This is a genomic window from Shewanella schlegeliana (assembly GCF_016765635.1).
GTDB lineage: Bacteria > Pseudomonadota > Gammaproteobacteria > Enterobacterales > Shewanellaceae > Shewanella > Shewanella schlegeliana.
This window is the reverse complement of sequence record NZ_JAESVD010000006.1, coordinates 274315-292428: the sequence shown is the minus strand read 5'-3', so window position 1 is coordinate 292428 and position 18114 is coordinate 274315. Positions and strand designations below refer to the sequence as shown.

Genomic DNA, 18114 nt, shown 5'->3' with positions numbered 1-18114 from the left:
CATTACGAAGAGTGATTAAACCAGCCTTTGAGCTGGTTTTTTTACATCTGAAACTGGTTAATCAGAAAAGAGCCAAGGGATTCCCCTTTATAAGAGATGCCTCGCTGAATAAGCGTGCCAGTTCAAGTCTGGCCACGGGTACCATCTTCATTACGAAGAGTGATTAAACCAGCCTTTGAGCTGGTTTTTTTACATCTAAAACTGGTTCATCAGAAAAGAGCCAAGGGATTCCTTTTTATAAGAGATGCCTCGCTGCATAAGAGAACCTGTTCAAGTCTGGCCATGGGTACCAAATAACTCTCATTGAGAGTTGCAGATAAGCCTCGACACTGTCGGGGCTTTTTTGTATCTGTCATTTATGAAGAACGTACAAGAGATTCCATTTTATAACAGCCGCCTCGCACTCTTCACAAAGTCTTGGCCACGGGGACCATCTTCTTATGAAGAGTGACTAAACCAACCATTTCGCTGGTTTTTTTTCATCTGAAATTTATCTCTTATTGAGAGAGGGCAAGGGATTCCTTTTTATAAGAGATACCTCGTTAAATATGAATGCCAGCGCTTTTTTGTATCTGGCGTTTACGATAAAAGTACAAGGGATTTGCTTTTGATAAAAGATGTCTCGCTTTTGATAAACTAGGCGACTAGCGATACGATTCCGATCTACAGACTAACTCAGTCTCACTTACTTATAAATCAGGGGGGCTGGTGTCAGAGTGACTTTTGTCGTCTGTTAAAGCGAACGTTTTCTCCTAATTTAAAAGCATTCTGAGTGCGTTGAGCGGGCTTCTAGAATGTAAAAACATTCTTTGCATCTAAGAGTATCGAAATCGTAAAAATGTACTGCTGAGCCATGTAAGGAGATGCTGCTTAGCAGTGTTTGTTATGCCTTGGGGGGTAACCTATTCGCAGCAGTCCATCAAAGCTATGCTGAGATGCAAAAAAGCCCTAACGAATAGGGCTTTTCATTTAATGAATCGATGCAGCTTTATCTTAGATACATTTAGCTGGTTTGGGCAGACCCGCTATCTTGGTTGCCTGTTTTGCTGGGCCAACAGGGAAGAGGGTATAGAGGTACTTTGAGTTACCCTTATCTTCACCGAGCTTTTGACCTATCGCTTTAACGAGCACGCGGATCGCAGGGCTTGTCTTAAATTCTAGGTAGAATTCACGCACGAAGTTAATCACTTCCCAATGCGCTTCAGTCAGCTCAATTTGCTCTTCCTTTGCGATAACTGGCGCGAGTTCAGGGGTCCAATCATTGACTGATTTTAAATAACCTTGATGATCGGTTTCTATCTGTTTTCCATTAAATTCTATCATTTTACCAACTAATTACTTTTTCGTGCTCAAGGCTTAACTCAACAAACTCGTTATAGCTTATTTGCTTAACGTCCTTTAAATAATCTTGCAGACCACGAGCGTTAACGTCTTCTTTTAAGGCTACGACGCGCAGATTTGCTAATTTTGCGCGCCACTCACGCTTGAGTAAACAGTTAATTGCGTTGCCGGACAATAAAATACTGTCACCCAGTGCAATGTAACGTAGGCAAGTTGTTAGGCCTGAACTCTGTTCAACCGAATCTTGTATGTGATGTAATATCATTAGAAAACCAGTACCTCATCGACTTCTGCTAAGTGTTTAGAGATTTCAGTCGGCAAGGCTGCAGATAGATCAATACGTAAATCTTCCAACTCAAGCCCTAGTGCTTGCATCGACTCCTGGCATACAAGCACAGTTTCAATATCATAAAGTGACAACGCACCTAAGGCTGCGATGTAATCCTTGCTACCGATAGACTCAGGATCTTGGCTCTTTAAAAGAGTCAATAGCCCCTCATCGGAAAACAGAAGACTCACTTCCTGCTCAAAGCTGGCACTTAACAATGATAGGTCAAGCCCTTCGCGGCCATGAGCTGTGCCATGGGGAGCTTGCCTAAAGATAATACAAAGTTTTTTCACTTGTGCTCCTAAAAACTGACAAGCCTATCGGCCGTTTCAATTCCGATAACCAGCTCACCCAATCCACCCATAGTAAATGGAGCTTGCATATTCCAATGGCTATACTGATTCTCTTTTGCTTCAGACTCCGATAAGACACCACGGCGCAGTGCGGCTGAAACACAGTTAACCAAAGCAACACCGTGAAGTTGATGTAACTCGACCCAAGCTTGTTTTAGATCGAACTCATCGCTAGCTGGAGAATTAAGGTGATTGGTGTTGAGTACGCCGTCTTGGTAAAAGAACACCTTTTCAATAGTGTGGCCATTTTCAATGGCGGCTTTAGCGAATCGATAGGCGCTATAACTCGACGCACTGCCATAGGCTGCGGAGTTAACCTGAATAATGAATTTGCTCATGGTAAAAAAAATGGCCCTGTAATAGGGCCATTTTAACTCAATTAAAATTAATTGGTATTAGTCATCACCACCAACACCCATTAAATGTAGTAGGGCGATGAATAGATTTAGGAAATCTAGGTATAAAGAGATAGTCGCACGAATGTAGTTAGTTTCGCCGCCGTTAACGATTTTGCTTGTATCGTAAAGAATAAAGCCAGTCATCAGCAGCGCAATACCTGCGTTAAGCGCCATAAACACCATACTGTTACCTAGGAATAGGTTAACTAGCAAGCCTACAACCATAATCACAAGACCTGCGATAAGGAAGCCGCGCATAAACGAGAAATCTTTCTTAGTTGTTACCGCATAACCTGAAAGGGTCACAAAGATGAGAGAGGTTAAACCTAGTGCCTGCATGATCAACTGTGGACCGTTAGCCATGCCTGCGTAATGGTTAAGGATATAACCGAGTGAAGCGCCTTGCATACCGGTAAACGCAAAGACCCAGAAAATACCGGCGCTAGAATCTGCCTTTCTAAGAGTTACGAATAACAATACTAAGCTACCGATAGATAGACCTAGAGACATCATTGGACTGATTGCTAATGCCATCGCCAAACCTGCGCACACTGCAGAAAATGCAAGGGTCATAGAAAGCAGCATATAAGTATTCTTTAGCAGTTTGTTTACTTCAACTGAAGTACTGCTATACGCGGTTTGTTGTGTCATATCTTTCATATCTTTCTCCGAAGACAAATTTTCAAGCTATTTTGTTTGAACACGAGTTAAACAAGGAGTTCCCTCAAGATGAAAATGAGTGATGTTCCAGTGTTAATTTGTTAAATCATACAGCAGCTAACCTAAGGTATAAAGCGCTTGAAGCATAAAATAAGCCGAAGTTAACCTTAGTTAATCTAACCAATCTTTATGTAGCTTTTCACTATCCCCCAAATATTCCAGTACCCAAGCCATAGCAGGGGACTTATTCGTTGCGTTCCAAGCCAAACAGCATGGACTGGTCTTGTTAGGCCGCTCAAGCTGTTTCTCGATTAACGCACCGGTTTTTATAAATGGGAATGCAAAGTGTGCAGGCATGTAACCAACACCTAGGCCTTCTCTAAAACAGTTAATTGCTCTTATCCAGTCAGGAACAACTAGGCGCCTTTGGTTTTCAAGCAGCCAGGTCATTCTTTTTGGGATCTCTCTTGAGGTATCTTCTAGGCAGATAGAGGGATACTGCCTGAGCTCATCATCAGTAAGTGGCCTATCAATATCAGCAAGAGGGTGGTTCTTGCCAACGAGGAAGCACCACTCAATTTGTCCCATGTCTCTAAAATGATAATCACCACCGACGGGAATTGCCGTTGTCGCGCCAATGGCAATATCACTTCGCCCTGTGGCTATCGATTCCCATACGCCATTAAAGACTTCGATGCGAATTATCAGCTCAACATTATCGAAAGTGCGGTAAAAATCCGCAATCAGATTGCTGATCTTATCGGCTCTGACAATATTATCTAAGGCAATTGAAAGAGTCGGCTGCCAACCATTAGCGACGCGTATGGTATCGGCGCGCATTGCATCTATATCGGTTAATAAGCTTCTAGATTGCTTTACAAAGTGCTCGCCAGCGGGGGTCAAACTCACGCTACGGTGATGCCGTACAAACAGCACTACACCTAGCTCTTCTTCAATCTGCTTGACTGCGTAACTCACAGCAGAAGGGACTTTGTGTAACTTGTTTGCCGCAGCGGTAAAACTGCCGACACGGGCTACCATATCGATAAGTTGAAGGGACTGTTCTGAAAGCATAGGCCACATCCTGCTGTGATTTTTTTTGAAGGCTAATGTGAAAAATAAACGTTTCACAGGCTTATAGCAAGTGTTTACACTGCGCGACTTTAATAAATCCAGATCAGAATTTTGACTTATGAACTCACTAACAAATGTAAAACACTACATTTTTCTCGCATATTTAGCGGTGTTAAGCATGTTAGGCTTTATTGCCACCGATATGTATTTGCCTGCATTCAAAGCGATTGAAGACACAATGGCGACTTCGCCATCTCAGGTCGCTATGTCTTTGACTTTCTTTTTAGCTGGCTTAGCGCTGGGACAGTTACTTTACGGTCCTTTAGTTGAGCGTTTCGGTAAACGTAATTCGCTGATCTTTGGTCTTGTATTGTTTGCTGCTGCAAGTTTCTCATTAGCAGTAAGTGATTCAATCTTAGTATTTAATATTTCACGTTTTATGCAAGCATTAGGTGCATGTTCTGCTGGTGTTATTTGGCAGGCGATTGTTATTGAAAAATACGATGCGGCAAAAGCACAGGGCGTATTTTCAAATATTATGCCGTTAGTAGCCTTGTCTCCAGCGCTTGCTCCAATCTTAGGTGCGTTTATCTTACAATCTTTAGGTTGGCAAAGTATTTTCATTACATTGACCGGTATGGCTGCTGTAATGATCCTATTGACTGTTTGGTTTGTGCCTGCAGAAACTAAAGCAATAAGCCATGACAAGAAAGAGATCAGTTACTTATCAATCCTTAAAAATACTAAATACCTAGGAAATGTGATTATTTTTGGTGCTTGTTCAGGTGCGTTCTTCTCGTACCTAACACTGTGGCCAGTAGTGATGGAGCAACATGGTTTTGATGCTACGGCAATTGGACTGAGTTTTATTCCGCAAACTATCACCTTTATTTTAGGTGGCTATGCGAGCAAAACACTTATTCGTAAAATCGGTTCAGAGAAAACCCTGAAGGTATTGCTATCTGTATTTGGTACGTGTGCTATGTCCATTGCGGTAGTGACTATCTTGCTACAAGGGCTATCAATTTTTCCTTTGTTGGCAATATTTTCAGTACTCGCTGCATGTAGCGGTGGTATTTACCCAATTGTTGTTAACGGTGCACTGCAGGAGTTTCCAGATAACGCTGCCAAAGCCGCGGGTTTACAGAACTTCCTCCAGATCAGCTTATCCTTTGGTGCTTCAAGCTTAGTTGCTATGTGGGCGACAAGTGGTGAAGTTGCGATAGGTTGGGGGATCATGATCTGTTCATTCATCGTTTTTATCGGTTACAAGCTGCGTAACTATAAGAACTGGAATGAAGTGAGTGAAGAGATCGTCATGCCTGATCCTGCTCGTATTGCAATCAATCAGGATGAGAAATAAGCAAATCGATTTTCTCAAACAGTAAAGTGAGAAGATTTTAAAATTATCACTTTACAAGATTAAAAGAGCGCTATATTATTCGCGGCGTTCGGAGAGATGGCAGAGTGGTCGAATGCACCGGTCTTGAAAACCGGCATGGGTTTATAGCCCATCTAGGGTTCAAATCCCTATCTCTCCGCCATATTCAAGAAAAAAGGCTTCCTATTGGAAGCCTTTTTTCGTTTTGGTCGTAAATTAATAGGAAGCCAGAGGCCAATTACCCAAATTATCTATCTCTGTGCACGCTATAGTAAAGTGCAGTTACTCGTGATGAGTACGGTATAAATTACCAAAATTGGGGATATTTTGTTCCCAAATTGGCACATCTTCGCCTATAACAGACTTAAGTACCTCGATAAATAGTTTGGTTTTAATCGGTGCATCTCTGTGAGGGTACACCGCATAAAACGTTCCGAAATCCTTCAAAGCCAAGTGAGTCATAATTGGGATGAGTTTGCCCTCAAGTATTTCATTTTGAAGCATTTGCGCGGTAACTACGCCCAAGGTATTACCTGCAACGACACTTTTTACCACCATCTCTACATCATTAACTTTATAGGCGGCATTAAGCTGAAAGCTCTGCTCTGTATCGTTTTCATCAAGATAGTTAAATTTATTAATAAGCAAACCCGGCGCTGAATATATTGTTGCTGGCGCTTGCTCAAGTTTTTCTATGGTATCGATATCCCCGTGTCTATTAACGAATTCAGGTGAGGCGACGATTAACAGCCTACTTCTAGCAAGTTTACGACAAATTAAGCTCGAATTTCTCGGCTTGCCAATTCGAAAACCAATATCAAAACCCTCTTGTACGATATCCACGACTTTATCTTCTAGCTTTAACTCACATTCAACCTCGGGATACTTTTTTTGAAAAATTGATATCGCATCTTGAACATATTGGCGGCCAAACATCATTGAACTGCTTATTCTAAGTAACCCTCTAGGCTCGCAATGATAGTTTTGTGCGAGCCGTTGTGTGTTATTGAGTAAATCCCTAAGTTGCTTTGCCTGACTGACCATCTCGTTGCCGGCAGAGGTTAAAGATAGTGATCGGGTTGTCCTATTGAGCAGGCGAACACCGAGTTCTGCCTCTAATCGGCCAATCTGTTTTGAAATCACAGAGCGATCAAGGTTTTTTTGTTCGGCAACATTGGTAAATGAACCCAATTCTATAACGTCAAGCAATAACAATAAGCGACTGGATAAATCCATCAAACCCTCTATATCTCTGTTGAATTGGACAATTTCATATTGATGCTTATTTGGCACCAGTATTGTGCTGATAATAGTATTTTTTATCATCAATGCAAAACTTATAGTGATGACATTGAAACAGAGGCGGCTCGTTTAGTTAATGCATTTATATAAACGACCTGACTCAAAATGAGGTAACCAATATGGAAACTACTATGAAAGCAATATCAATTACTAATCACTTGGGCATCACTACAGTTGCAATAAACAACCCTCCTATGAACGTTTTAACCATCAAGCTGATCAACGAAATTAATGAGTTTGTTCTCAGCCTAAGAGACGATCGTGATACTAAAGTCGTCGTATTTAAATCAATGCATGATTCCTTCTTTTTAGCACACTTGGATCTCAATGTGATCAATGGTACGCAAGGTGGTCAAGCGGCTTCCATTGAGTTCAATCATATGATCGCCAATATTAAAGCGATGAAGCAATTATCCGTTGCTGTGGTTGATGGCGTCGCTCGTGGAGGTGGCAACGAATTTGTGATGGCTTGTGATCTTGCTTATGCAACAGAAAATGCAGCATTTGCTCAACCAGAGATCCACGTGAATATTCCAACTGGTGGTCAAGGAGCAGTGCAATTTGCCCGAAGAATGGGTAAAAACAAGGCACTACAAGCTCTGTTACTTGGTAATGATTTTAGTGCTAAGCAGGCTGAAAGCTTAAATATCATTACGCAATTTGTGCCGAAGGCTGAAATGGATACGTTTTTAGCCATGACACTTGGAGTTATTAGCCAGCTAGAGGTACGAGATATCGTGATGTACAAAGAGATTATTGCTACATCGATTAGAGATGAAGAAGCCGGAGCGGAGTTAGAATTGCGATATTTCTTAGCGCGAGCTAAAGAGCAAAAGACAGAAACTATCATCGCAGCATTTCTTAAGCACGGTGGACAAACACTGCGAGAAGCAAAAGACATACAGGGAATTTTTATTGATACCGCTGCTGAGCTCACTTAGTACAGAGCTAATTCAATAAACTGTTAGCTCAATAGTCACAGGTTAATTATCTACTTGAATGGCCATTTTAAACGGCCTTATTTAGATAGTATTTACAAAGGTAATTTATGAGATACGAAGGAAATATTTATCGGCCACCACCAGAAGCCGATGCTTACATTTTACAATGTACTATCGGTTGTTCCTATAACAAGTGTACTTACTGCGCTATGTATAAAGATATTCGTTATAGGGTACGGACCATTGATGAGCTAAAACAAGATATTAGAATGGCCCAAGCAAGCTTTGGCGATAAAGTTGAGAAAGTCTTTCTAAGTGATGGTGACGCAATTTCGCTTCCAACAGAGATGTTATTAGTGATTTTATCAGAGCTATATCGCGTTTTTCCTAAGCTAAATCACGTGAGCACTTACGCCGGACCACAAAGTACGTTAGACAAAAGTTTGGATGAATTCAAAAAGCTTAGGGACGCAGGGCTCACCATGACCTATCTAGGGGTTGAGTCTGGTTCTGATGAAGTGTTAAAAGCTGTACGTAAAGGTGTTAGTTCGGAAGAAATGCTTACCGCCGGGCAAAATATTGTAGAGTCGGGCATTAAACTGGTAGCTATGGTGATGATTGGCCTTGGAGGACGTGGAGAGCTGTCTAAGCAACATGCGAAACAAACTGCCAAATTAATCAATATGATGAATCCATACCTCTTAGGGTTATTAACAACTGTCGCTATAGAAGGGACCGCGCTTAGCAGGCTGGTTGAGAAGGGAGACTTTACGCTACTGGATTCGTACGAAGTACTTGAAGAAGTAAAGGTTTTGCTGGATACGCTCAATAGAGAAGAGCTCTTGATAGATAGCACCCATGCTTCTAATTTGCTACCGATGAAAGGAAGTTTGCAAGCAATTAAGCCTGAAGTGATTGATAAAATTATTCATACATTGCTTAATCGTGACAGTAACATCATCGGCAAAGCTTATCTTGGCCGTTTTTAATGTTAATCAGTAACACTTACTTAGCGGGGTAAGTTTGTTAAAAATAAAAAGCCCCTGGTCGTTATGATTTTGACTAGAGGCTTTTTGATTGAGCTTACATTTACATATTAGCTAACCGCGTGTTCAGTTGACACCGCGGGTTCTGTAGGCTCCTGTACGCGAGACTTACTGCCAATCAGGCGTTTAATATCTTCAATTGTCACGTATAAGCAGGGGATAAGTACCAAGGTCACAACAGTGGCGAATAACACACCGAAGGCTAAAGATACCGCCATTGGGATCACCATTTTCGCCTGCATACTGGTTTCGGTCATGATGGGGACTAAGCCAATGAAGGTGGTGAGTGAGGTTAATAAAATCGCCCTAAAGCGGCGACAACCTGCCTCGAGAACCGATTGCTTCATTGCAATACCTGACTCCCGAGACTTGTTAATGTAATCAACCATAACTAATGAGTCGTTAACGACCACACCAGCAGCGGCAATAATACCGAACACAGATAGGGCACTAAGGTCGAGTCCTAAGAGCATATGGCCAAGTACTGAGCCAATCACACCAAATGGGATCACGGACATGATCATGAACGGCTGTGAATAGGACTTAAGTGGCACGGCCAACAGGCTATAGATCACTAGCATAGAGATTAAAAAGTCTCGTAACTGAGTATCAGCACTATCAAGCTGCTCCTGAATATTACCGGACACTTCACTCTGTACTCTTGGGTACTTTTTCAATAACTCAGGAAGAAAGTTATCGCGAATATCCTTGGCAATTTTAAAGGGCTCTGCCTGATCTGCGTCAACCGACCCCCAAACATTAATGGTTCGATTACCATTTTCGCGGCGAATGCTGTTAACACCATCGGTGACGACAATCGATGCCACTTCAGATAACGGGATTTCAGCGCCTTGTGGGGTTTTGATCATGACATCTGAAACTTGTGCGATAGAGTTGCGTTGCTCCTCTGGGTAACGCAGCATCACCTTGATCTCTTCACCATTACGCAAAATACGCTGAGCCTCGAGGCCATAGAAACTATTACCCACTTGACGGGCAATATCGGCGAGCGTTAGACCAAGGCTATGAGCCAAGGGTTTTAGCTCAAACTGGATCTCTTTAGCGCTTGACTGGCGACTATCGTTTACATCGCCAACCCCCTTAAGGGTATTGAGCTTAGCTTTTAGCTCTTTTGCTGCGACGACTAACTGCTCGTCATCCTTACCTTCGAGTCTAAAGCTAATATCACCATCGTCACGTCCACCTCCAAACAAGTTGTCTTGTATGGTGAAGGACTTCATGCCTGGTATCAGCGGCATATTTTGGCGCCAAAGTTCAGCTACTGCAAAGGTATCGATAGGGCGCACTTCAGGGTCCACAAGTTTAGTCATCACCTGTGCCGATGTGCGTCCGCGTAGCTCAACTTGCATGTCTGAGATCATCTTCTGACCATATTTAGCCTCTAGCTCAGTATCGACACGTTTCAATGCTTCCTCGATAGACAAGGCTGCTGACAGTGTCGCTTTTTCTGAGGCATCAATATTCATCTCAAATGAGATCCGTGGAAAGTCGTGCGGGATCTTAGGTTGGCCGATAAAGCGAACTAAGCCACCAGAATACAGCCCCGCGCAAACCAAGATTAAGCTGATAAAAATCATGATCACCGTATAACGATACTTAACTGCCACCGCAAGCGTTGGACGGTAATAGCGGCTGATCAATATCTTCAAGCCTGAATCGACTTTGCCTTGTAAAAAGTTAACCCCATTTCTTAGCCAATCCAGTGGATTCTTCGAGCCTGGTTTCACAATGGTTTTTTGCTTCATGCGTGCTAGATGCGCTGGCAAGATAAGCTTAGATTCCACCAGTGAAAAGATAAGACATAAGATCACCACATAACCGATAGCCTGACCGAAAGCAGACGAGGGACCATCATCGAGGGTAATCGGTAAGAAGGCTGCGATAGTGGTTAATACACCAAAGGTTGCAGGCATTGCTACGCGCTTAACCCCGCGGATCACATTATCTAGACTTTGACCTTTTTCCTCACATTCGGCATGGGCACTTTCCCCCATGACAATAGCATCATCCACCACGATACCGAGCACCAAGATAAAGGCGAACAGGCTAATAACGTTAATGGTGACATCAATCATGCCCATAGGCATAAACAGCAGAGTGCCAAGGAAACAAACTGGTAGTCCCATCATCACCCAGAATGCGAGTCTTACTCGCAGGAATAGCGCAAGCAGAATAAATACCAGCACAGCGCCACTTTTCATGCTATCGAGCATTAAATTTAGGCGGCCTTCAAGGTAATAGGTCATATCGACCCAAGGCTCGAGTTTTACGCCATCAGGCAATACTTCTTGCTTATCGGCGATATAAGCCTTCACCACATCGGCTACATCAGTCAGGCTTTGATCGTTTGCCGCACCAATAAAGAAAGTAACCGAATTCTTACCGTTAAATTTTGAGTATTGAATGCCTTCTTCGAAGCCATCAACAACAGTGGCAACATCGCCCAGTAATAGGGTCGTGCCGTCTTCTAAAGTGATAAGTGGCAAGCTTTCAAATTCATAGCCTACATAGGCTTGATTCTGTACACGAAGGTTAATATAGCCGTTTTCTGCACGAATTTGCCCTGCAGACATATTTCTAGAATAACCGCGTACCGCCTCAGCAACATCGTTAAAACTTAGGCCAAATTCACGCAATCTATCTTTACTGACTTCAATCGCGATTTCATAGCCGAGCCCGCCATAAAAGTCGGTGATGTTCACCAATGGCAATTGCAATAGCTCATCATGGATCTTCTCGCCAAGATCTTTTAGCTGTCTTTGGGACAAGTCGCCATATAGGCTCATATACATGACTTCTTGACGAAGCTTTATTCGCTCAACCTTGGGGCGCTCCATGCCATCGGGAAAACTGGAGATAGAGTCAATCTCCGACTTCACCTCTTCCAATACGACTTGTGGGTCGTAGGAGTCCTCGACTCGAAAGTAGCCAGATGAGGCGTTGCGATTGGAGTAAGTGATGACGCGCTTAAGGCCCTGAACATTTTCAAGCGCCTCCTCAATCTTAATGGTGATCCCTTCTTCTACTTCTTGAGGCGCAGCGCCAGGATAAACAGCACTAAACTCAAGCCAATTGATCTCTACCGCAGGGAAAAACTGCTTACGAATAGTGTTAGCTGTGAGTAAGCCACCAATCAGGATAATGATCATCAGTAGATTGGCTGCCACGCTGTTACGGGCAAACCAGGCGATAATGCCTTTATTGGTATCTATCATGAATTAATCCTTCTCTTCCATCGCAATTTGCGTAGCTTGCTGCTCAGGATTGTCTTCATCACGTAATAACTTGTCTTCAGGCAAAGCTAGCTGCATGCCTTCTATTGGATAGTCGAGGGCAGAGGTGATCACGTTCATGCCTGCTTCGAGCCCATCGGAGACAATAACTTTAGAGCCAATTTGACGAAGGATGGTGATATCTTTGTATCTTAATTTACCTTCATCATCTAATACAGCGACCTGATTGTTGATCACTAAGTGACGAGGAAGCTCTGCAACTTGACCTGCATGGCTACCATCAATAGTGGCGGTCACATAGGTGCCATAACGAAGTTCATTATTGTTCGACTTAAGACCATAAGGATCGGTTACTTCAGCGACTAGGTAGGTCATGCGGCTACGATTATCGATAACACCTTCACTGCGTACCACTTTTGCCTGCCATTGCTGAGTCTTACCGGCAAACTCTCCGGTTAATATGACTTCGGAGTTACGCCCTTTATCATCTAAAAATTGCAGCTCTTTATCGGCAATGGGTAAGCGGATCTCTGCTTTTGCGGTACTCAAGACTTTACCCAGTGGTGTGCCCATGCTGACGTAGGAACCTAAACCAATGTTACGAGCTTCAATCAGTGCATCATAAGGAGCCTTAATTATGGTGCGCTCGAGATTACGATTGGCACGTTTAAGTCCAGCCTCTGAAGAGTTCAACTTGGCTATCTCTTGGGCTAGCTGTGGTTTACGTAGACTCAATTCAGTTGGTACACCGTTCTCAATTCGTTTCCATTCCGCTTCGGCGACTTTGCCATAAGCTTTTTCTTGTACCAGTGTCGCTTTTGCCGATGCCATGGTTGCTTTGGCATCAATAAGCGCGGCTTCATAATCACTAGGGTCAATTTTGGCGAGTATATCGCCTTTCTTCACGAAGCCACCACGAACGAACTTATCCGATAAATAGACAATTTCACCATTAAGCTGCGAAACCAGCTCAGTTTCATATTTGGCATTAACCACGCCGTATGAACTAACGGCAAAACTCATTGGGTTAATTTCAACCGCTTGAACAGAGACTAGCGGCGTGGTATCGAGTTGTTCCTTTTCCTCTGGGGGTTTCTTTAATGCCGACATGCCAATAAATCCTGCCACACCGACAGCGATGACAACCATTGGTAAAATGATCTGTTTTTTCGTAGCCACAAACACGTCCTCTTGTTGAAGCAAATCTGAACTCAATACACAGCCTCTATTGCTATGAAAGCAATGCTGTTGAAAGCAGAAAAGAGCGATCTAATAAGAATTTTGAATGTATGTTAACGAAAGTGGTGAGATGTAACAGCGTGATTATGTAAACTTGTGTAACGAAATTTGACATAATTGAAGTGGGTATCTGACAATACTTATAGGAACTATACCAAATCTTTTTCTATCCAACTGATTTACAAGTTAATAATTAAGGTTTTTTCATCGGAAAATGAACATTTACACTTGGTGACCATCAGTAAAAAAGCTAGCGAGTTTTTATAGGTGAAAATGTAACAAAAGCTAAATGATCGTAATCCTGATTGTGACTAGGAAGATAGAGAGGATTACAAGTGCTTGGCACAGAATATAGGGAAGTGGCATTATGCTAGGGATTCAAATACAAAAAAGCAGCCCCAAAGGAGCTGCTTTTCGGTTCAACGTCTAGGTTTTAGCCGCAACATTTCTTGTATTTTTTACCGCTACCGCAGACACAAGGGTCATTACGATTAGGCGTCTTTTCAAAACGGGTCGTTTTAGGCTTATTAATAAGGCCCATCAATTCGACGATGTTTTCTTCTAGGTTGGCATCGATAGTGATCTCGCCCACCAGCTTATTTTCGATAAGTAACTGCTGTACTTGCGCTTCACGATCGGCATCTTGAACCGTTAGCATTAATGGGTTTTCTTCAGTTCCCACTTTAACTTCACGTTTAGTGTTGTAACCATAGCTTTCGTGCTTAGGCTTTGGGGTTTTACGCCCTTTAAAAAAGAATTTGTCTGACATCGCTATGGTGCTCAATCTAAATAATGTAAATTTACGCAAGCTTATACTACAAAAATGCCTTTAGTGGTATCTAAGACTCAATTTAGATGCCTTTTAAGGACAAATTTGTCCTTGTCACTCAGATAAGTGGTTTAAAAATCAATTTCCCAACAGAATTTCTGGCTCAGAACTCGCTTTAACCTAACGTGTCTAATAACTATTGGAGATAGATAAAAGGGCCGTTTTAAGCTCTAAACCTAGGTTAACGTCGTAACTTTGACCGTTTCACTCAAGAGTTTGCTATCTGAGACCTTTTGCTATTTCCGCATCGAGAAAAACTTTGTTAAAATCGGCGCAAATTAAAGGAGAGCTTTTATATGCCAGTTTATGTTGTGGGCCACAAAATCCCAGACTCAGATTCAATTTGTGGTGCTATCGCACTTGCACACCTAAAAAACCAGATCGGTGAAACGTCTGTTGCAACGCGTTTAGGTGATATTTCACCTGAAACCGCCTTCATTTTAGAGAAGTTTGGTTTCGAAGCGCCAGAACTTAAGCTTAGCTATGCTGGCGAAGAAGTTTATATCGTTGATCACTCTGAATTGACGCAAGCACCAGACGATATCGCTGAAGCGACTATCGTAGGTATTGTTGATCACCATAAACTGGGTGATCTAACGACCTCTACACCATTAGAGTGCTGGATCCGTCCAGTGGGTTGTAGTAACACAGTTATCAAGATGATGTACGACTTCTACAATGTTGAGATCCCAAAAGAGATCGCTGGCATCATGTTGTGTGCAATTTTAAGTGACACGGTTATCTTCAAGTCACCAACATGCACCACTGCAGACATCAAGTGTGTTGAAGCATTAGCTGAAATCGCGGGTATCGAAGATTTCAAAGCACTAGGCATGGATATGTTTAAAGTGAAGTCTGCGGTTGAAGGCACACCAGCACGCGATCTTGTTATGCGTGACTTTAAAGACTTCAACATGAACGGTAACCTCGTGGGTATTGGTCAGCTAGAAGTGATCGATCTTTCAGTATTCGACGACATTAAAGCCGAACTTGAAGCCGATATTGCTGCTTTAAAGGCAGAAGGTAATCGTCATAGCGTGCTATTACTGCTTACTGATATCATGAAAGAAGGTTCAGAGATGCTTATCGTCAGTGACGACTTGGCTAAAGTTGAAGCTGCTTATAACTGCATGTCAGAAAACAACAAAGTATGGTTAGATGGTGTACTAAGCCGTAAGAAGCAAGTAGTACCACCATTGCAGGACGTTTTCGCTTAATCACGTTATCACAGTATTAAAAAGCAGCATTAAAAAAGGCCGAACATTGCGTTCGGCCTTTTTGTTTTCAGCTACAACTAGCAAGTATTCCTCTTACTTAGAATGAATATCTTTGGCATGCTTTTTAAGTAACTCGCTAAGCCTTGCTTGAGCCAAGCCCAAGATACTATTTTTCGGGTATTCACCTTTTGTGTTGAGGGTTCCAACTTTTGCACCTGTCAGTAGTTCAATCGCTTGATTCACATGAGAGATAGCCCAAATATGGAATTTGCCTTTCTCGACGGCTTCGACGATATCATGACGTAACATTAGATTGTGAACGTTAGACTGAGGAATAATCACCCCTTGAGTATCTCTACGCCCCTTAATTTTACACACGTCAAAGAAGCCTTCGATTTTTTCATTGACCCCACCAATAGGCTGCGCCTCACCAAACTGATTCATCGAGCCCGTGATAGCGATATCTTGGCGCAGTCCTTTACCTGAAAATGAGGACAGCATAGCGCAAAGTTCTGCCATGGTGGCACTGTCACCATCGACTCCACCGTAGGATTGCTCGAAGGTCAGGTGGGTGGAAAGTGGAATTTTGTCCGTCTTGCCTAAAATGGAAGCGATATAGGCGGTTAAAATCATTACCCCTTTTGAGTGGATGCTACCACTGAGTTCCACCTTTCGTTCGATATCGAATACTCGACCTTCACCGAAACTGGTGGTTGCGGTGATCCTGCTAGGTGCACCGAACTGGTAATCAGAAGTCGACATAACAGATAAGCCGTTTACTTGACCAACGGTTTCTCCCTGAGTATCAATCAGCGTTGTGCCATTGATAAAGCTTTGCATAAAGTCATCTTTTGCACGGCAGATGCGTTTCTCTTTATTAAACAGCGCTTGCTCAACATGGCTTATTCTTATCATGTTAGCATTGGCGGCCCGGGCGCAGTAATTTGCCTCCCGCAGAAGATTGGCGATATCCACCGAGTGGAGTGATAGCATGTTCTGATCGTCGGCCTGTCTAGAGCTGAACTCAATAACCCGTGCTATGGCTTTCTTATCACAATGAAGGATCTGATTGCTGTGTACGATACTTGAGATAAACTGAGCGTAATGTGCCTCTGACTCATCGGTGCGAGGCATTCTATCTTCAAAGTCTGCAGTGACTCTGAACAGTTCGGTAAATTCCGCGTCGTATTGTTGCAATAACTTGTAGGTGGCAAAGTCACCAAACAGGATGATTTTAACATCTAGCGGAATGGCCTCGGGATCCAAAGAGATGGTGCCCGATAGCGTCACCTCCCGCTCCAGTGAGGTTAAGCTCAACATACGCGATCTCAGTGCACGCTTTAAGCCATCCCAAACGTAAGGGTGCTCAAGCACTTTGACCGCATCTATCATCAGTACGCCACCATTAGCCTTATGCAAACTGCCTGGACGAATAAGAGAGAAGTCAGTGAAAACCGTGCCTTTATAGGTAGCATTTTCCACATAGCCAAAGATGGTGTGGTAATTGGGGGTTTCCTCAACAATGATTGGCTGCATCTGAGATTCTTGTGAGACCAGCACGTTAATTTGATAACGTCTCGGCATCTTCTTACTCATTGAGGCATAGGCGAGGGCGGCTTGCTCTTCACTTTCCTCTAAGAAGATATCTAGATTGTCGAGAATATCTTTGTGCATCGCCTTGATATAGGCTTTGACGCTACTCTGATCACTATATTGCTCTTTAAGGCTCTCAAGTGCGTGAGTTAGCACCTCCTCGGCAACTTGCTCATCGTGTTTTTGCTGCTTCTCTGAGTACTCCTCTTCCCAAAGTGTTATTTGACGAATGATGCCGCGAAGCTGAGCTTCCAGTGCTGAAATCGCCGTCTGCATATTGGCTTGTTCAGTCGCTGAGAGCGCGAGGTAACTCTCTTCGGTATGAGGTTCTTCACCATTTAACGCGACTAACTCGTAATTGCCTTGAGGTGAAATAGATAACCCCACACCATGACGCTTTGCTTCCTCGGTTAGTGAGCGCAGTGCATCTTCCTGTTTTGATGCTAGTTGGTTTTTAAGCTTGTCGGCGCGGTTGTAATACATCTCATTGTCAAACGCTAAAGGCAGTGCCTTAAGCAATTTAGACATGAGTTTTTCCATGTCTTTTTTAAATTGAAGACCCATACCCGCGGGAAGTTTTAGCACTTTGGGGCTACGGGTATCATCGAAGTTAACCACATAGCACCAATCAAAGAGGGTACGGCCGTTTGAATTAGGTGCTTGACGATTAAGGTGGCGTAGCACCATGGTGCGCTTGCCTAGACCATTACGGCCAAGCGCATAGATGTTATAGCCTTTCTCTTTCATCGAGAGGGCAAATTCTACTGCTTGTTGCGCACGGGCCTGGCCGACAATTTCGTCTAAAGGTTCTAGATGTTTGGTCGACTTGCAGTCTGAAGAGAGCTTCTTTAGCGACGATGCGCGATAAAGCTTGGTACTGCTGAGAGGTTTTATTGGCATAATGCGTCCTCTTTATGACGGTACATAATTCCACTCTATACAGTTAGATAACATATATCTGCAATTATTTACTGTTAGGGTGATTATTGACCAATAAATAGCTACGACTGTCTAATTAATAATCAATTCGTATTTTGTAATTGCGTTTTTCGGCAGCATTTTCTTAAAAAGGTGACAATTTCAAAGACTTTTGTCGTTATTCATATTGAGTCGTACTGAAAGTTAATCTGAGTAAAAATAAAAGCCCTCATATCAATT

The 18114-nt window shown here is 42.9% G+C and carries 15 protein-coding genes and 1 tRNA gene; 5 read left to right on the top strand and 11 right to left on the bottom strand.

What is annotated here, in order from left to right; translation table 11 throughout:
- Positions 1-993: 993 nt before the first annotated feature.
- The 6 genes from JMA39_RS12525 to punR all read right to left on the bottom strand — a co-directional run bounded on the left by JMA39_RS12525 (position 994) and on the right by punR (position 4154).
- Positions 994-1323 carry a TusE/DsrC/DsvC family sulfur relay protein gene (locus JMA39_RS12525; protein WP_202722196.1) on the bottom strand — a complete coding sequence of 110 codons (330 nt, stop codon included), beginning with the start codon at positions 1321-1323 and terminating at the stop codon, positions 994-996.
- Between the two features lies 1 nt (position 1324).
- Complete coding sequence (gene tusB / locus JMA39_RS12520; RefSeq protein WP_202722195.1) at positions 1325-1606, bottom strand: sulfurtransferase complex subunit TusB; 282 nt, start codon at positions 1604-1606, stop codon at positions 1325-1327.
- On the bottom strand, positions 1606-1962 hold the full coding sequence (tusC, locus tag JMA39_RS12515) for a sulfurtransferase complex subunit TusC (protein ID WP_202722194.1): 357 nt from the start codon (positions 1960-1962) through the stop codon (positions 1606-1608). Before tusC ends, tusB begins: the two co-directional genes overlap by 1 nt.
- 8 nt (positions 1963-1970) lie before the next feature.
- Entirely contained in the window at positions 1971-2360 is a 390-nt protein-coding gene (gene tusD / locus JMA39_RS12510; protein WP_202722193.1) for a sulfurtransferase complex subunit TusD, read from the bottom strand.
- Positions 2361-2417: 57 nt separating this feature from the next.
- Positions 2418-3071, bottom strand: a complete 654-nt coding sequence (locus JMA39_RS12505; RefSeq protein ID WP_202722290.1) for a Bax inhibitor-1/YccA family protein — start codon at positions 3069-3071, stop codon at positions 2418-2420.
- Between the two features lie 180 nt (positions 3072-3251).
- The gene (punR, locus tag JMA39_RS12500) at positions 3252-4154 is read right to left on the bottom strand and encodes a DNA-binding transcriptional activator PunR (protein ID WP_202722192.1); all 903 of its coding nucleotides are present in this window, start codon (positions 4152-4154) and stop codon (positions 3252-3254) included.
- 118 nt (positions 4155-4272) lie between these two features.
- Between punR and punC the strand changes: the two genes are divergently transcribed.
- Both punC and JMA39_RS12490 read left to right on the top strand, forming a co-directional pair.
- On the top strand, positions 4273-5517 hold the full coding sequence (gene punC / locus JMA39_RS12495; RefSeq protein WP_202722191.1) for a purine nucleoside transporter PunC: 1245 nt from the start codon (positions 4273-4275) through the stop codon (positions 5515-5517).
- Positions 5518-5607: 90 nt separating this feature from the next.
- A tRNA-Ser gene (locus JMA39_RS12490) sits at positions 5608-5698 on the top strand.
- 119 nt (positions 5699-5817) lie between these two features.
- On the opposite strand, the gene JMA39_RS12485 is transcribed toward JMA39_RS12490, so the two are convergent.
- Entirely contained in the window at positions 5818-6771 is a 954-nt protein-coding gene (locus JMA39_RS12485; protein ID WP_202722289.1) for a LysR family transcriptional regulator, read from the bottom strand.
- Positions 6772-6968: 197 nt separating this feature from the next.
- Here JMA39_RS12485 and JMA39_RS12480 point away from each other — a divergent pair, with 197 nt between their 5' ends.
- Both JMA39_RS12480 and JMA39_RS12475 read left to right on the top strand, forming a co-directional pair.
- The gene (locus JMA39_RS12480) at positions 6969-7778 is read left to right on the top strand and encodes an enoyl-CoA hydratase/isomerase family protein (protein ID WP_202722190.1); all 810 of its coding nucleotides are present in this window, start codon (positions 6969-6971) and stop codon (positions 7776-7778) included.
- A 107-nt stretch (positions 7779-7885) separates the two neighbouring features.
- Positions 7886-8767, top strand: a complete 882-nt coding sequence (locus JMA39_RS12475) for a radical SAM protein (protein ID WP_202722189.1) — start codon at positions 7886-7888, stop codon at positions 8765-8767.
- Between the two features lie 107 nt (positions 8768-8874).
- Here JMA39_RS12475 and JMA39_RS12470 read toward each other — a convergent pair whose 3' ends face one another.
- The 3 genes from JMA39_RS12470 to JMA39_RS12460 all read right to left on the bottom strand — a co-directional run bounded on the left by JMA39_RS12470 (position 8875) and on the right by JMA39_RS12460 (position 14086).
- Complete coding sequence (locus tag JMA39_RS12470; protein ID WP_202722188.1) at positions 8875-12060, bottom strand: efflux RND transporter permease subunit; 3186 nt, start codon at positions 12058-12060, stop codon at positions 8875-8877.
- Positions 12061-12063: 3 nt separating this feature from the next.
- Positions 12064-13257 carry an efflux RND transporter periplasmic adaptor subunit gene (locus tag JMA39_RS12465; protein WP_202722187.1) on the bottom strand — a complete coding sequence of 398 codons (1194 nt, stop codon included), beginning with the start codon at positions 13255-13257 and terminating at the stop codon, positions 12064-12066.
- A 493-nt stretch (positions 13258-13750) separates the two neighbouring features.
- Entirely contained in the window at positions 13751-14086 is a 336-nt protein-coding gene (locus JMA39_RS12460) for a PBPRA1643 family SWIM/SEC-C metal-binding motif protein (RefSeq protein ID WP_202722186.1), read from the bottom strand.
- 356 nt (positions 14087-14442) lie between these two features.
- Between JMA39_RS12460 and JMA39_RS12455 the strand changes: the two genes are divergently transcribed.
- Positions 14443-15363 carry a manganese-dependent inorganic pyrophosphatase gene (locus tag JMA39_RS12455; protein ID WP_202722185.1) on the top strand — a complete coding sequence of 307 codons (921 nt, stop codon included), beginning with the start codon at positions 14443-14445 and terminating at the stop codon, positions 15361-15363.
- Between the two features lie 93 nt (positions 15364-15456).
- On the opposite strand, the gene JMA39_RS12450 is transcribed toward JMA39_RS12455, so the two are convergent.
- A complete protein-coding gene (locus JMA39_RS12450) occupies positions 15457-17856 on the bottom strand; it encodes a Lon protease family protein (protein ID WP_202722184.1) in 2400 nt (799 codons plus the stop codon).
- Between the last annotated feature and the right edge of the window lie 258 nt (positions 17857-18114).

Excerpts from the sequence above, each read along its gene's own strand:
- JMA39_RS12480 (WP_202722190.1), top strand. The coding sequence starts at position 6,969 with ATGAAAGCAATATCAATTACTAATCACTTGGGCATCACTACAGTTGCA.
- JMA39_RS12450 (WP_202722184.1), bottom strand. The coding sequence starts at position 17,856 with ATGCCAATAAAACCTCTCAGCAGTACCAAGCTTTATCGCGCATCGTCG.
- punC (WP_202722191.1), top strand. The coding sequence starts at position 4,273 with ATGAACTCACTAACAAATGTAAAACACTACATTTTTCTCGCATATTTA.
- JMA39_RS12460 (WP_202722186.1), bottom strand. The coding sequence starts at position 14,086 with ATGTCAGACAAATTCTTTTTTAAAGGGCGTAAAACCCCAAAGCCTAAG.
- JMA39_RS12470 (WP_202722188.1), bottom strand. The coding sequence starts at position 12,060 with ATGATAGATACCAATAAAGGCATTATCGCCTGGTTTGCCCGTAACAGC.
- tusB (WP_202722195.1), bottom strand. The coding sequence starts at position 1,606 with ATGATATTACATCACATACAAGATTCGGTTGAACAGAGTTCAGGCCTA.
- punR (WP_202722192.1), bottom strand. The coding sequence starts at position 4,154 with ATGCTTTCAGAACAGTCCCTTCAACTTATCGATATGGTAGCCCGTGTC.
- JMA39_RS12525 (WP_202722196.1), bottom strand. The coding sequence starts at position 1,323 with ATGATAGAATTTAATGGAAAACAGATAGAAACCGATCATCAAGGTTAT.
- JMA39_RS12505 (WP_202722290.1), bottom strand. The coding sequence starts at position 3,071 with ATGACACAACAAACCGCGTATAGCAGTACTTCAGTTGAAGTAAACAAA.
- JMA39_RS12475 (WP_202722189.1), top strand. The coding sequence starts at position 7,886 with ATGAGATACGAAGGAAATATTTATCGGCCACCACCAGAAGCCGATGCT.
- tusD (WP_202722193.1), bottom strand. The coding sequence starts at position 2,360 with ATGAGCAAATTCATTATTCAGGTTAACTCCGCAGCCTATGGCAGTGCG.
- JMA39_RS12485 (WP_202722289.1), bottom strand. The coding sequence starts at position 6,771 with ATGGATTTATCCAGTCGCTTATTGTTATTGCTTGACGTTATAGAATTG.
- JMA39_RS12455 (WP_202722185.1), top strand. The coding sequence starts at position 14,443 with ATGCCAGTTTATGTTGTGGGCCACAAAATCCCAGACTCAGATTCAATT.